Annotated in this window: 13 protein-coding genes and 1 pseudogene; 9 read left to right on the top strand and 5 right to left on the bottom strand. The window is 71.9% G+C overall.

Annotated elements, in window-relative coordinates; translation table 11 throughout:
* Positions 1-229: 229 nt before the first annotated feature.
* Positions 230-1819 carry an amidase gene (locus QK440_RS31420; RefSeq protein ID WP_282796635.1) on the top strand — a complete coding sequence of 530 codons (1590 nt, stop codon included), beginning with the start codon at positions 230-232 and terminating at the stop codon, positions 1817-1819.
* A 237-nt stretch (positions 1820-2056) separates the two neighbouring features.
* Here QK440_RS31420 and QK440_RS31415 read toward each other — a convergent pair whose 3' ends face one another.
* The gene (locus QK440_RS31415) at positions 2057-2665 is read right to left on the bottom strand and encodes an ATP-binding protein (protein ID WP_282796634.1); all 609 of its coding nucleotides are present in this window, start codon (positions 2663-2665) and stop codon (positions 2057-2059) included.
* A gap of 147 nt (positions 2666-2812) precedes the next feature.
* Between QK440_RS31415 and QK440_RS31410 the strand changes: the two genes are divergently transcribed.
* Positions 2813-5920 carry a LuxR C-terminal-related transcriptional regulator gene (locus tag QK440_RS31410; RefSeq protein WP_282796633.1) on the top strand — a complete coding sequence of 1036 codons (3108 nt, stop codon included), beginning with the start codon at positions 2813-2815 and terminating at the stop codon, positions 5918-5920.
* 596 nt (positions 5921-6516) lie between these two features.
* Here the strand turns inward: QK440_RS31410 and QK440_RS31405 are convergent.
* Positions 6517-7251: a trypsin-like serine protease gene (locus QK440_RS31405; protein ID WP_282796632.1), complete on the bottom strand. Its 735-nt coding sequence runs from the start codon at positions 7249-7251 to the stop codon at positions 6517-6519.
* A 286-nt stretch (positions 7252-7537) separates the two neighbouring features.
* Between QK440_RS31405 and QK440_RS31400 the strand changes: the two genes are divergently transcribed.
* Together QK440_RS31400 and QK440_RS31395 are read left to right on the top strand one after the other, a co-directional pair.
* Positions 7538-9043 (top strand): helix-turn-helix transcriptional regulator, encoded by a 1506-nt coding sequence (locus tag QK440_RS31400; RefSeq protein WP_282796631.1) that lies wholly within the window; start codon positions 7538-7540, stop codon positions 9041-9043.
* Between the two features lie 9 nt (positions 9044-9052).
* Complete coding sequence (locus QK440_RS31395) at positions 9053-9622, top strand: transcriptional regulator (RefSeq protein WP_282796630.1); 570 nt, start codon at positions 9053-9055, stop codon at positions 9620-9622.
* 123 nt (positions 9623-9745) lie between these two features.
* On the opposite strand, the gene QK440_RS31390 is transcribed toward QK440_RS31395, so the two are convergent.
* Positions 9746-10012, bottom strand: coding sequence for a hypothetical protein (locus tag QK440_RS31390; protein WP_282796629.1), 267 nt, complete (start codon positions 10010-10012; stop codon positions 9746-9748).
* Between the two features lie 382 nt (positions 10013-10394).
* Here QK440_RS31390 and QK440_RS31385 point away from each other — a divergent pair, with 382 nt between their 5' ends.
* Positions 10395-11147, top strand: coding sequence for a dienelactone hydrolase family protein (locus QK440_RS31385; RefSeq protein WP_282796628.1), 753 nt, complete (start codon positions 10395-10397; stop codon positions 11145-11147).
* A gap of 43 nt (positions 11148-11190) precedes the next feature.
* Here QK440_RS31385 and QK440_RS31380 read toward each other — a convergent pair whose 3' ends face one another.
* Both QK440_RS31380 and QK440_RS31375 read right to left on the bottom strand, forming a co-directional pair.
* Positions 11191-12048 (bottom strand): helix-turn-helix transcriptional regulator, encoded by an 858-nt coding sequence (locus tag QK440_RS31380; protein ID WP_282796627.1) that lies wholly within the window; start codon positions 12046-12048, stop codon positions 11191-11193.
* A gap of 16 nt (positions 12049-12064) precedes the next feature.
* Entirely contained in the window at positions 12065-12811 is a 747-nt protein-coding gene (locus QK440_RS31375; protein ID WP_282796626.1) for a DUF6879 family protein, read from the bottom strand.
* 173 nt (positions 12812-12984) lie between these two features.
* Between QK440_RS31375 and QK440_RS31370 the strand changes: the two are divergent.
* The 4 genes and pseudogenes from QK440_RS31370 to QK440_RS31355 form a co-directional block, all read left to right on the top strand.
* A pseudogene (locus tag QK440_RS31370) lies at positions 12985-13173 on the top strand (hypothetical protein); the annotation flags it as partial.
* 80 nt (positions 13174-13253) lie between these two features.
* On the top strand, positions 13254-13478 hold the full coding sequence (locus tag QK440_RS31365; RefSeq protein WP_282796625.1) for a hypothetical protein: 225 nt from the start codon (positions 13254-13256) through the stop codon (positions 13476-13478).
* On the top strand, positions 13475-13672 hold the full coding sequence (locus QK440_RS31360) for a hypothetical protein (RefSeq protein ID WP_282796624.1): 198 nt from the start codon (positions 13475-13477) through the stop codon (positions 13670-13672). The genes QK440_RS31365 and QK440_RS31360 overlap by 4 nt, the downstream gene beginning before the upstream one ends.
* Positions 13669-13860: a hypothetical protein gene (locus tag QK440_RS31355; protein WP_282796623.1), complete on the top strand. Its 192-nt coding sequence runs from the start codon at positions 13669-13671 to the stop codon at positions 13858-13860. The genes QK440_RS31360 and QK440_RS31355 overlap by 4 nt, the downstream gene beginning before the upstream one ends.
* The last annotated feature ends 662 nt before the right edge of the window (positions 13861-14522 follow it).

Genomic DNA, 14522 nt, shown 5'->3' with positions numbered 1-14522 from the left:
CCGGCGGAGCGGCGGCACGCGTACGGCCCTCCCCGGCGACCTGCACGCGGCCGCGCAGCCGCACGACGCAGGCGGGCGGGCTCGCCGTGACCGAACCCGCCGTGACCGAACCCGCCGCGCTCACGCACGCGCGCCCCGGCCGCGCGCCTCCCGGCCGCCGGCACCCGGATGTCCAGGAAGGGCTCCGCGCTCTTGCGCCCGGGGCCGCGCGTGTAGTGCGCTGACTCCCATGGGCCACAGGAGTACCGCCGCAGTGACCGCCGCCCTCGTCGCGGGGTCCCTTCTGACCGCCGTACCGGACACCGGCGCGCGGGCCGCCGACCACGGCGCCGCCGGCAGCAGTTCCCCACCCCCGGCCGGCGCGCCCCCGGCCGCGGGAATCGACCTCGACACCGTCACCATCCCTCAGTTACAGGCGCGCATGGCCGAAGGCTCGCTGACCTCCTCGGCACTGACCCGCGCGTACCTGCGGCGGATCAAGACCCTCGATCCCACCATCCACGCGGTGGTGCACACCAGCGCGACGGCCCTGCGCCAGGCCGCGGCCAGCGACGCCAGACACCGCCAGGGCACGGCGCGAGGACCCCTGGACGGCATCCCCGTCCTGCTCAAGGACAACATCGACACCCGCGACATGCCCACCACGGCCGGCTCGCTGGCACTCGCGGGAAAGCCGCCCGCCACCGACGCCGCACTGGTGAGCCGGCTGCGCCGGGCGGGAGCGGTGATCCTGGGCAAGACCAACCTGTCGGAGTGGGCCAACTTCCGTGCCGCCAAGCCCACCTCGGGATGGTCGGCGGTGGGCGGGCAGACCCGCAACCCCTACGTCCTGGACCGCAACCCGTGCGGCTCCTCCTCCGGTTCCGCCGCGGCACTGGCCGCCTCGCTGGCGCAGGTGGCCATCGGCACCGAGACGGACGGCTCGATCGTGTGCCCGGCCGGGATGAACGGCGTCGTCGGCCACAAGCCCACCCTCGGCCTGGTCAGCCAGGCAGGCGTGGTACCGATCTCCGCCGAGCAGGACACAGCGGGCCCCATGGCCCGCAACGTCGTGGACACCGCCCTCACCCTGGCCGTCCTGAGCGGCCGCAAGACCCCGCACGGCGACGGAGTGCGCCCCGCCGGTCTGCGCGGCAAGCGGATCGGCCTGTGGCGCCTGCCCGCCCTGGGACCCCAGGTGGACGCGGTCATGACCCGCACCGCGCGCAAGCTGCGCGCGGCCGGAGCCGTGGTCGTGGAGGTCACACCCCCTTACCAGGGGCGCCTGGCCGAGCTGGAATTCCCCGCGCTGCTCAGTGAGTTCCGCCGGGACATCAACGCCTACCTGCGCACCCGCCAGGGCCCCCGCGACCTGGCCGGGCTGATCGCCTTCAACCGCGCCCACCCTGAGGAGCGGACCTGTTTCGCGGGACAGGAGCTGTTCGAACAGGCCCTGGCCGCGCCGCCCACCACCGACCCGGCCTACCGGGCGATGCGCGCGGAGCTCAAGGACCTCTCGCGGCGCTCGATCGACGAGACGATGGCCGCCCACCGCCTGCACGCGATCGCCGCGCCGACGAACCCGCCGGCCTGGACCACCGACTGTGCCCGGGGCGACAACGACGTGATCCCTTCCTCCACTCCGGCAGCGGTCGCCGGGTACCCCTCGCTGTCGGTGCCCGCGGGACGGGCGGGCGAACTGCCCGTGGGGGTGCTGCTGATGGCCGGTGACCGCCAGGACGCCGGACTGCTGGCCCTGGGGGCGGCGGTGGAGGACCGCCTCAGGGCGTGGCGGACCCCGCGCTACCTGCCCACGACCACCGCCGCTACGCCCCGGTGAGCGCCGCACGGGCGCCCCGGCGCCCGTAACCGCCCGGCCGCCGTGCGTCTTCGGGCTCGGCGTCGTACGCGACGAAGTGGCCGCCCTGATCGCCCGCCACGGCTAGGACCCGCCCGCCCGGGCCGCAGCCCGGACCGGCCCCGTGCGGGTTCCGAACCGGCCCCGTACGAGCCCCGTGTGGCCGCCGTACGGGGTGCCGCGCGCGACCGCTGTACGGCCGCGCGGCCCCACAGGGGCTCAGGCCAGGGCCAGTTCGGCCAGGACGGTGGTGCCCTTACGGGAGGGGCGCACGGTGGTGTAGGCGGCACAGGCCCGCACCAGGGCCAGGCCGCGGCCGGACTCGGCGTACACGACGCCGTCCACGATGCCGTCCGCGACGTCGTCCAGGGCACTGTCCACGGCGTCGCTGTCGGGGGTGCCGCTGTCGGGGCCGGTGGTGTGCCGGGCCGGGCGGCGCGTCACGCGGCGGTGCCAGCACCCGGTGTCGTGGACCTCCACGCGCAGCAGGCCGGGCAGCAGCCGCAGCCGCAGGGTGACACGGGGGCTGCCGCTGTGCAGGATGACGTTCGTGACCAGCTCCGTGACGACGAGCGCCAGCACCTCGCACGCGGCGGCCTCCAGCCGCCAGGTGCGCGCGGACGCCGTCGCGAAGCGGCGCAGCGCCGGGGCGGCGGCCGCGGTGGCCGGCCAGGTGGTCACCGCCTCTTCCGCGGCGGCGGCCACAGCGGGAACAGTACGGACAGCGGCCGCGGCGGCCGGGCCGGGGGAGTCCGCCGGGGCCGGGGAGGCGTCCGGCCGGGCACCGGGGCCCGTAAGGGGCCGGTGCTGGTGCTGGGCGGTGATCATGCGGTCCTCCCGCTGCTTGGCCCGCGACGTCGCATACTGGCGCCTTGCACGCTGTCAAGCCTCGACGGCGGAAAACAATCAGTGCCGGGCGGAATACGGATACGCAAAGAAACCCGCAACGCCTGGTGGGCAGCGCTGGGGAGCAATGTGGTCACACAGGGTGAGGAATTCTGGATAGGCCGGATACGGCGCACCCTGGCCGGACAGGCCCCCGGGTCCGTGCTGGTCTGGGTCGCCGGTGCCGCGGGCACCGGCAAGAGCCGCCTGCTGCGGCGCCTGGCCGAGCTGCCCGAGGCCGCCGGCGCGGCACTGTCCTGGCGCTGCGGCAGCCCCCCGCCGCCTCCCGCCGCCGCCCCGTCCGGCCCGGACGCCGCCACCGCCACCGAGACCGCCACAGGCACCGGCTCCGCCACCCCCGCCTCCACCCCGCCCTTCACTCCGACGGCCGCCTCCACCGCCACCAGCCCCGGCCTCGCCGCCAGCCCCGATGCCGGAACCGCCACCGGCCCCGGAACCGGCCTAGCCCCCGCCACCGCCCCCGGTCCCGGAACCGGCCTCGCCCCCGCCACCGGCCCCGGAACCGCCACCGAACCCGCCCCGCCCGCACTGATCCTGGTGGACGACGTCCACGCGGCCGCCCCGGACACCCTGGCCCGCATACGGCACCTGGTCGAACACGCCCGCCCCCACACAGCCCTCGTCCTGACCTACCGCCCTGAAGACCTGCCCCACGCCGGCCTGCCCCTCGGCACACCCCCGCCCCGCTACCCCGACGACCTGATGGTGCTGCGCCACCCACTGCGGCCCTGGTCCGCCGCACAGGTGGCCCGGGCCGCCGGCGAGGCCCTGGGCACCCGATGCACCCCCCAGGCCGTGGCCCGCCTGCACGAACGCTCCGGCGGCGTCGCCCAGGTGGTGACCGACCTGCTGGCCGTGCTGCGCGAACGCACCCAAGGCCGCTGCACCGCCGCCGACGTCGACGCCGCCGGCGTACCGGTACGGCTGGCGGAACTGATGCTGCACCGCACCCACACCCTGCCCGAACCCGCCCGGCGCGTGGTGTGGGCCGCCGCCGTCCTGGACGAACCGGCCCCCGGCGCGGACCTGCTGACCGTGGCCGGACTCCCACCCGGCCACACCCAACCCCTGACCGCCGCCCTCGCCCGCGCCGCCGTCGTGGAAGAAGCCGAACACCGCTACACCCTGCCCGTCCCGCTGGCCGCCCCCGCCGTACTGGAGGCGATGCCCGCACCACTGCGCCAGGACCTCCACGCCCGGGCGGCCGCCCTCCTCCAGCGCAGACACCCCGTGCCCTGGGCGGCCCTGGCCCGCCACCACCACGCCGCGGGCCAGGTACGGGCCTGGCTGCGGGCGGTGGAACGCGCCGCCGGCCAGGCCGCCGCCGAAGGCCGCCACCAGCAGGCCATCACCCTGCTGGAGAACACCCTCGCCTCACCCCTGGTCCCGCGGCACGCCCGCGCCCGCCTGGCCCCCATCCTGGCCGCCAGCGCCGTCCTGGCCCTGCGCTCGGACCAGACGGTGGAGGTCCTCACCCAGATCGTGCGCGACGACGAACTGCCCCCCGCCGTACGCGGCCAGGTCCGCCTGGACCTGGGCCTGCTGCTGTGCAACCAGGTCGGCATGGGCCCCAAAGGCTGGGCGGAACTGGAACGCTCCGCCCAGGAACTGCGCGAGCAGCGCCCCGAACTCGCCGCCCGCGCCATGTCGGCACTGGCCATGCCCTACTGGCCGGGCAACTCCCTGCAGACCCACCTGGCCTGGATGCGCGCCGCCGAGGAAGCCAGCGCCGACAGCGGCGACGAGGTCGTCCAGACAGCGGTGGCCGCCAACCGGGCGGGCCTGGCCCTCAGCTACGGCAACCCCGAAGGCTGGCGGCTCATCGAGGCCCTGCCCGTCGACAGCCCCGACCCGCGCTGCCGCCGCCACGTGGCCCGCGGCCTGTGCAACGCCGCCGACTCCTCGATGTGGCTGGGCTTTTACGACCGCACCCGCGAACTGCTCGCCAAAGGCCTGGAACTGTCCGCCCGCAGCGGCGCCCCCTACACCGAGCGGACGGCACTGGGCACCCGCCTGCTGCTGCAGTGGGCCACCGGCCAGTGGGAAGGACTCGGCGAACGCTGCGAGGAGTTCGTCCGCGAGACCGCCGACATGCCCGTCATCTCCGCCGACGCCCGCACCGTCCTCGGCCTGCTCCACCTCGCCCGCGGCGGCTGGGGCCCGGCCGCCTCCTGGCTCTCGGGCAAGGACGCCCCCCACGCCGAGCACGCCGCCGCCCCCCTGGGCGCCACCCTGGCCGGCGCCCTCATCCGCCTGGCCCTGGCCCGCCAGGACCTTCCCCGGGCCGCCGCACACGCCCGCACCGCCTGGGCCGCCGTCACCGCCAAAGGCGTCTTCGTCTGGGCCGCGGAACTGGCACCCTGGGCAGTGGAAGCCCTCGCCCGCGCCGGCGACAGCACCGCGGCCCGCACCCTGGTCGACACCTACGCCCGCGGCCTGCAAGGCCTGCAGGCCCCCTCCGCCGAAGCCGCCCTGACCTGGGCCAGAGCCGCACTGGCGGAGACCACCGGCGACCCCGCCGCAGCCATGACCCTCTACCGGCGCGCCGGCCACGCCTACGCCGCCCTGCCCCGCCCCTACGCACGCGCCCTGGTCGCCGAAGGCGCCGGCCGCTGCGCCCTGGCAGCGACCCAGGCCCCCGGCGACGACACCACCCACGACGACACCCCGTACGACACCACCCACGACGACGCGCACGACACCCCCCACGTCGACGCGCACGACAGTACGCACGACGACACCCGCGACGACGGCCCCCGCGGCGGCGCACACGCCGGGCACGCCGGACAGGGCGTGAGCCGGGAGCAGGGGCTGGCCGAACTGTCCTTCGCCGCCGGGCAGTTCAGCGACCTGGGCGCGGTGTGGGACGCCGCCCGGGTGCGCGCCCTGTCGCGTACCCACCGGCCCGAGCGGCGCCGGCCCGGACGCCCCTCCTACCGTGACCAGCTCTCACCCCGCGAGCGCGAGGTGGCCGAGCTGGCCGGCAACGGGCTGACCAACCGTGAGATCGCCACCACTTTGCACCTGTCGCCGCGCACGGTCGAACAGCACGTGGCGAGGGCGATGCGCAAACTGGGCACCGCCAGCCGCCAGGAACTGGCCGCCGCCGCCACCCTCACCGGCCCCACCGCCCTCACCGACAGCAGCGGCGGCACCGAAACCGCAGGTCAGGACTAGACCATGCGGGAAGCCACCGGGGTTAATTGCGTATCCGTAAGTGAGGCCTTCCGGATAGGCGCGCCCGTGACCCGGCCCTAGATTCCCTGCCACCGGCTGGTCGAACGTTCACCCACCCCGCGGGTCGCGGCCCGCGAGGAAAAGCACGGGCGGCCTGCCGGTGTCGTGCAACGGCGCCCGCGCGGGGAGGTCCGCTGCCCGCCCGGCCCGCTCACAGCCGGCGGGCAGCGCCCTGCGCGTCTGTGGCGCGGGGCACGCGGGCCGGTGGTGCCCGCGCACCCGGCGCCGGCTGCCCGCGCACCACCGTGCCTGCGCCGTCCCCCACAACGCACCAGGCGGCCAGGCACGGAGCGCATGCCGTGCGCGGCACGCACACGGTACGAACCGCTGGTCCGGCCCCCGGGAACGTCACCCGGGCGCCGGACCGGAACCGGAACCGGGGCCGGGGCCGGGGGCGGTGCGCAGGGCCAGCAGGGCGATACAGGGACAGACGGCCTCGGGCTCGACACCGAGCAGCGGCCCGGGCTCCAGCTCCCCGCGGGACGACAACGGCCACCGCCCCGCGGCCTCCACCCCCGGCGCGGCCGCCCGCGCCGCTACCGCCGGATGACCGAGCGAATCCAGGCGAGCTGCTGGGAAACCTCCCCGGCCTCCGCGCTCTTCTCCCGGTCCGAGCCGTTGAAGACGCCGACGAGGGTTTCGGTACCGCGCGGGCCGATGGTCATCACCGGGCCCCCGGAGTCGCCCCCGGCGGGAATCCCCGACACCTTCTTCATGCAGAAGTCAGGGCCGCCCGGCGCGGTGTGGCCCGCGCACAGCGGATCACTGGCCCGCACGACCTTCAGCTTCGACTGCTTGAGCACGTTGGACTGGCAGGCGCTCTCGTCCGTGGTGCACGTGGCACCCCAGCCGTACTGCCGCACGAGCTGGCCGCGGCGCACACCGACGGTGGACAGGCGCGCCGTGGGCACGTTCATCGGCGCGACCTTCACCAGCATCATGTCGGCGCGCGCACTGCCCACCCGCTTGCGCGGTATGGGCCGCACCGTGGTGCCCTTGCGCATGTCGAGATGGCCCACCCGGAAGGAGATCCGCTTGTCGGCGACCGGCTGCGCCTGCTCGTAGAAGCAGTGCGAGGCGGTCAGGATCCACTGACGGGCCACCGCCGTCCCCGTACACGCCGGCTTGCCGTCCACCAGCATGCGCACCGCCCACGGACCATAGGTGCTCTTCGACCCGCCGATGACGGCGAAGGCCGGGGCGGACGACACCACCGACGCCATGGCCAACGCCAAGGCGGTCAGCAGCAGCACACGAAAACGACGCACCATGCAGAACAACTCCTCACCAGCGGATACAGCCGTACAGACAGTCAGAGACCCCACCGGGCAAAACCGTTCCACCCGAACCCCGCCCCGTCGGAACGACAACCCGGAACGACAACACAGCGCACCCGGGCCGGCGGGCAGGGCAGCCTGCGGCTCCGCTCCGGTCCACCGGCACGGCGCCCCTGCGAAGGCAATCCCGTGAAGCGCCCGCCAAGTAAAATGTGAAGTGAAGCGTGAAGTGACATGTGAAGTGGCATGTGGAGTGGATGCGAAGAGGAAGGAGAAGGCCGTGGACTTCGACGCGGTAGACGCCCTGCTGGCCTCCGTGAACACCGACGACGAACTGCCCGCACCCGCCGAACGCAGAGAACTGCGCCGCACGGCCAGACTCAGCCAGGCCCAAGTCGCCCAGGCCGTAGGCGTCAGCCGGGAAACCGTCAGCGCCTGGGAAGCCGGCCGCTGGGACCCCACCGGCGAGGCACGCGCCAAATACCGGCGCCTCCTTCACGGCCTCAAAACCAAACTCGACCACGCCGCACCCCCGCCCCGCACCCCCCCGACCACCCCCTCAACCACCGCCGAACAGCCACCCCACAGCGACCCGGACCGCCTGCCCGCACCCGCCCCGTGCGTCCTGTGCGCAGCGCCCGCCACCCACCACGTGGAGGGCTACCCCCAACACCTCGACCCGGCCGACTGCGCCCCCACACCCCCTCCAGCACCCCCAGCCCCCGCAACGCCCCCCGCCACACCCCCAACCCCCGCGGCCCCTCACCCCACCTCCCCGCCCCCCACCACACAACCCGCCCCCACACCGGCACCCGCACGCCGCCGCGCCCCCCACACCGGGAGCCGCATCACGGACCTGATCCCGCAGGCCGTCCACGAAGCCCTCGCCACCGCGGGCGGCGACCTGACCGCGGCCACCGCGGAACTGCAGCGCCGGGCCATCCCCGACGCCATGGCCCTGCTCGACGCCTGCCGCATCGGCGCCCGCTACGACCTCGTCGGCCACCCGCCGCTGCCCGACATCCTGCGCAAGAAGTCCGCCCACGGCGCGGACGACGTATGGGAGGCCCGCCCCCACTGGACACGCCCCGACGCACCGTCCGGCGGGATGGAGGTGACCGCCCTCGACATCAACGGCGCCTACCTGTCCGCCCTCAAGACCCACCTCCCCCTCGGCGCCCTGGAACACTCCACCGGAAACGTCCACTCCCGCCGCCGCGCCGGCATCCACCTCATCACCCCGCCGCCATGGGACCACCACGCCCACCTCCCCAACCCGATGGGCGCCCGGGAGGAACCAGGCCCTGTCTGGGTCACCGAACCCGTCCTGCGCCTCCTGCAACGCCTCGCCACCGGGCCCTACGGTCCGCTGTGCGATCCGCCGGTCATCCACGAATCATGGACCTCCGGAGCGACGGAACAACTCTTCGAGAAATTCCGGCAGATCCTGCGCGACGCCCGGGAGGAAGCCATCACCGAAAACGACGAAGTCACCCTGGAATACGTGAAATCCATGTATTCTAAGTTCGTGTCCACCATGGGAGAATCCAACTTCAACCGGGCGATCTACCGCCCGGACTGGATGCACATCATCCGCTCACAGGCATTCGTCAACCTATGGCTGAAAGCCCACAGAGCACACACTGCGGGACTGCCCGTCATGCGCGTCATGGGAACGGACGAACTCCACGTCGCCGGCGACTGGAAGCACGTCTTCACCGAAGGACGCGGCGTGTCCCAAGTGAAAGTGAAAGACATCTACACCCTCCCCACGGGCGAACGGTAAACACCCCGCATGCCGGACAGGACACACGACTTCGGACGCTACGGCGCCAGCGGCGAGCGCGGCAGCCAGGCCGCGGCACACGTACTCGACTCCCTCGCCGGAGGCATCGCCTCCCCCCTCACCACACGCCGCGGCCTCACCGCCCGGCTGCGCTACCTCACCCGCTCAACCGCCGGCCACGACGCCATGCGCCAAGCCGGCATCACCGTCACCCCCCGCACCCTCAAAGCCTGGCTCACCGGCAGACAACGCCCCAACAAAGCCAACCTGGCAAAGATCGACACCGCCTACCGCACACTGCGCCGCCGCAACGTCGCCCGCTACCTCCTCAAACGCCTCAACGCGAACGGCGGAACACGGGTGGAGATCCACCCTCTCGACCAAAGCCGCGTCCCCATTCCCCACCAACGCGTCCTCGAATACCGAAGACTGAACATCCGCAACTGGGACGCCATCATCGACGCCTGGACCCGAGGAGACACCCACGCGCTCGACAACGCCTGGATCGACCAAATGGTCAACCTGGGCTCACAATGGGGAAAATACGAGTACGTCAGCTCAGTAGGATTCGCCGCCTGAACAGCCGGACCACAAAGAACGACCCGGCCGGAACAGGGACCTGCTTCGGCGGCCTGAAACCCACCGCGCGAAGCGCGGGATCCAGGCCGCCGAAAGAAACCCCACCATGCCAGGCAGGCCCTGCTAACTGGCGACGATCGCGCCGAGAACCATTCCGCCGATCAACCCGACGGCGCCGACGATCAGGGCGATGGTGGAGAGCCGCTCATGCCGAGCGAACTTGGCGATGAGAGCCAGGATCAGCCCGCCCAGCCCGAAGACGATCGGCAGGAAGAGCAGACCGATCGCACCCAGGACGATCGCGATGATGCTCAGAACGTTCTCGCTGGCACCGCTCCTGGCCGGGGCACGGCGCTGCCCGACCGGCTGGTTGCCGTACTGCGTAGTCATCTCCCGCTCCTTCGGATCGGTCGCTCCAAGATCCGGTCCGACGACCGGCCTAAAACCCGGATGCCCCGAACGCCCGTACCCATACGACCAGTTGAGCCATTCAAGCCAACCCGCGAACGACCACGGCCAGGACAACAAGGCCCGCCAGGGCCCACACACCCTCCGCCCTGCGGCTGGCACGTCCTAGGAGACCTCCAACCCCCACCGGAAGAACGCTCCACTCTTCCACGCCATGCTGCTCCCACGGCGGCAGACACGGTGACGCCCCTCCGAGGGGCCGGGCCCGGTATACGCCGCCGCATTCCAAAGGGACATCCATGCTGGTCTGCCAACGGCAGAACACCGGCCGGGCCGAGCTCGACGATCACTACAGTCCAGTCCCATGACCATCTCGACGCGCACGATCGAGTACCCGGCCGACGGCCTGACAATGACCGGGCACCTCGCCCTCCCGGCCGGCACCGACCACCGCCCCGCAGTGCTGCTCGGACCAGAAGGCACAGGGCTCAGCGACGTCGAGCGCCGCCGAGCCGACGCCCTCGCCGAGCTCGGATACATAGCGCTGGCCTTCGACCTCCACGGCGGACGCTACTTGGGCGACCCCGAGGAGATGCTGGCCCGCTGCATGCCACTGCTCGCCGACCCCGACCGCATGCGGGGCATCGGCCACGCGGCACTCGACGTGCTGCGCGCCGAACCACGGACCGACCCCGACCGCATCGCCGCCATCGGCTACGGCACCGGGGGCATCATCGCGCTGGAACTCGGACGCGACGGCGTCGACCTGCGCGCGATCGGAACGGTCAACGGACTCGCCACGGGCCGTCCGGACGAGTCGGCGCGCATCCGCTGCCCCGTATGGGCCGGGGTCGGCTCGGAGGACCCCATCATGTCCGCCGAACAGAGGCACGCCTTCGCCACGGAAATGCAGACCGCAGGTGTCGACTGGCGCCTGGTGCTCTACGGCGGCGCCCTGCACGCCTTCCACCACCCGCCGGTCGACCACACCGTGCGCCCCGGCATCGGCCACCACCCGCTGCACGCCGAACGGGCCTGGCGCGACATCCTCGACCTGCTCACCGAGTGCCTGCCCGTGACGGAGAACCTGGCCAGTCCAAGCTCGGCCCCCCGCTGACCAGCGCTTACCGGTCACTACCGCACCTGGCCCCATCTCTTAGTCACCGGGTGGCAAGCGCGCGCCGCGCCCCGTGGATGACGTTGTGGGCGTCGGCGCCGTAGACGGCGGACTCGCGCAGCGTGTTCCAGGTGCGCAGGTAAGCGGCGATACCGTCGGCGTCATCGATCCACAGCTCGGCGTGCCAGTCTTCGACGATCACAAGACGTTCGTCGTAGATCCAGAAGCCATTGCCCGGCCAGACCTTCAGCGAGGCGCTGAAGGGAATGACCCCGAGTTCGACGGTGTCCAGACCGATGGCGCCCGCCAGCCGGTCCAGTTGTGCGGCAAGGACAGAGGGCGGACAAACGAGCGAGCGCAGCGCGCCTTCCCACATCATGATCCGGTACTTCCGTCCCGGCCGGTACAGTCCCGCCTGGCGTTCGACGCGTGCGCGCACGGCGTCTTCTGTGTCCCGCGGCGACCGCATCAGCTCTGCATGCCGCATGAAGACGTGCCGGGCGTATTCAGGAATCTGGAGGAGACCGGGTACCAGGCAGTTCTCCCAGATGGTCAGTACGCGCGAACGCTCATCCTCAAGGGTGGCCGCGTCCTGCACGGGCCTGTGGCCGGACGACAGCTGCCGCGGCCAGGACCGGATACGGCACTCGAAGCCGCGCAACTGCTTGAGGAGTTCGTCATACGTTTCCGGCTGACCGGTGCCCTGCGCCCATGCCTGGAGGTCGTCGCTGGTCGGCGTCTGCTTGCCGTTTTCCAACCTGCTGATTTTTACCTTGTTCCAGCCCGGACCGAGCCGTTCGGCGAGCTGAGTACCGGTGAGCCGGCCATCGGGGGAGGAGTAGCGCAGTTCGCGCAGCCGTACCCCGAGCGCTCTGCGTGCCTGCTGATAGTCCGTGCTCACCGGTACCTCTGTTTCTCTATTGCATGGCGTTCATCTGTGCCACGAATTCCCGGTAGGGCGTGGCGTAGTGCAGCGCGATGTCGCGGAGCCGGTTGTACTGGTTGACGCGCGCGGGCTCCGAAATCAGTTCGGCACCGGTCAGGTCGTCGTTGTCGCCCCAGAGGCACAGGGCCACGATGTGCGAGTCGAAGATCCAGAAGTCCTCGTCCGGCAGGTGGACGCGCTCGGCGTCCGCGCGCCACATGTTCCGTACGTCTTCGCCGAGGTCGGCGTTGTGCTCTGCGTGCGCGAGAAGGTACCGCTGCCCCTCGGTCGGCGGGTCGTCGACGATGCGGACGCGGCCGACGTACGCGCCGCCCCGGGTTTTGGCGCTGATGGTCCGGGCCCATGGCGAGTCCATGTCCCAGGCCGGCTTCTCGCCGCGCACGAACTGCCGGTAGGTGTCGGTGGCTTCGTCGACCGCGTAGCGGGTCCGCATCTCCAAGTGCCAGGCGGAGTGCTGGAAGTTCTCGAACATGCGGGAGAACTCCTTCGGGTCGAGGATGCGCGGCGCGGTGTCGCGCTCCTTCGGCCCGAAATCGATCAACGTGTTGCGCGGGACGACGATGGGGATCTCGTCGTCGTCGATGTGCTGGAGCTGGGCAAGGGCGGTGGGATCGGTGAGCCGCGGTCCGTGCACCACCACGTCGCCCGTGCCCACGATCTCGTGCACGGCAGGACAGGAGCCGCCCCCGCTGCCGGTGCCGTTGAAGCGCAGTCGCATGACTTCGTCCTCTCGTCGGGGAAGCAATGCGATCAGCATCCCTGGGATCAAGTCCGCGCTACAGACGCGTAGTTGCTTCGCGTCAGAAACTTCTCGTAACTCCCTCGCTGCGTCAAGAAACTTCATGTAACTGTCCTCGCTTCAGGCGAGGGCTGATCTCTAGCGTTCTGGCCATGGCCACACGCAAGAAGCCACAGCCCGTCGACCCGCACACGGCCACTGAATCCCTGAGGACAGCGCTCTGGAAAGCAGGCCGGATCGTCCTGCCGAGCCTCACCGTGGACCACGCGTCCCCGGCGCTGGGGCTGGTCGTCCTCGGCAGCGCTCGCGCGGACGTCGTCGCGAGGATCGCCGACGAACTCGCGCGAGCCCGCCGCCTGGTCGACGAGGTCGCGGCCCTGGAACGCAAGCTGGAAGAAGCCCGGCAAGGGGGCCTTGAGCCATGAGAGAGCCCAGGATGTACGACCTGGTGGTCGACACCGAGCGAGCCAGGATAGGCCGCGTGATGGGGCGCGTCGGCGGGTACCTGCAACTGCGGCCCCCGGGCGGCGGACGCGAGTGGGACGCCGACCCCGCTCGCGTCCGCCCCGCCGACGAGGACGAGCGCCTGCGCGCAGGTATCGCGGAGCGGCACCTGCCCCGTGCGCCGGGGAGGCGGTCGGCATGAAGGCCCCGCCGGCCCCCCTGTCCCCCGAGTGCCGCCTGGGTGAATGCGGCCTGTGCCCCGGTGACGGCGTCCGGGTCTACGCCCCCGGGCCGCGCCCGCCGGGGGAGCGGCCGGTCTTCGTCATCCGGTGCGGCCACGGCTGCCAGCACGGCAGCCTCCGGGCCCTGCGCCTCGCGCTCAGCAGGCAGTCATGATCCGGATATGCCGCGAGTGCGACGAAGAGACCGGTGAGCCGATAGCCGTCGCCCTGGAGCACACCGCGTCGTGCGGCGGGCGCGTGATCTACCTCTGCCCGCCGTGCCGCTTCGTCCTCGGTGTCGTGCCGCTGGCCGAGCATCCCGAGGGCAGCGACGGGCGCGTCCGCTTCGAGGCGTGCCCCTGAGACGGACGGTGGCGGGGACCAGCTGAGGGCAGTGGTAGCGCCCTCCAGGAGGACCCGCTACCGCTCTTGAGCGCAGAGCCCCGCCCGCGATCAGGGCCGCGCGGGGCGGCAGGCTAGGAACCTGCGACGACTTGCTGTACCCGTCGCCCGCCCTGACCCGTCGGACAGGCCCTAGGGCTCCTTGGCCCGAGCCTGCGCTCCCTCGTGGCGCGGTCCTGCTACGGGACCTTGGTGGTGCAGAGCTGTGTTGGACTCTTTTGCGCCGCCGGGGTCTCCCCATGAGCAAAGGGTGCGGGGGAGTGGTCATGGTTTGCTTTGCGGCGTTCTTTTCTTGGCGACTATAAGGTCTTTATATGTGTTGCAGGAAGGTTTTACTTTCGTTCGCCACTCAAAGGTAAGCCGAGTAGGAATCGAAGCGGAACTGAGAAATGAATCCCGAAAAAGAGAAGGAATATGACACACCGTCAGGTATGAGAATTCCTCACCCCGGCCCCCTCCTTGTAGCTGCGTCTTTTGGTAATTCGCGTAGCTAATTCCTGCGGCGTCACGGAGTGACGCCGCATCAACTTCCTTGCGGAGCAAGGAAGTTAGGCCGCGGAGCGGCCTGGCGGCTCCCGGCCCGTAGGGCCGGCGCGTCGTGCCCGCGGAGCGTGGCCGCGCGC

The sequence above is a fragment of the Streptomyces sp. CC224B genome (assembly GCF_030010595.1).
In the GTDB taxonomy this organism is placed as follows: domain Bacteria; phylum Actinomycetota; class Actinomycetes; order Streptomycetales; family Streptomycetaceae; genus Streptomyces; species Streptomyces longispororuber.
This window is presented reverse-complemented; position numbering and strand designations above follow the sequence as displayed.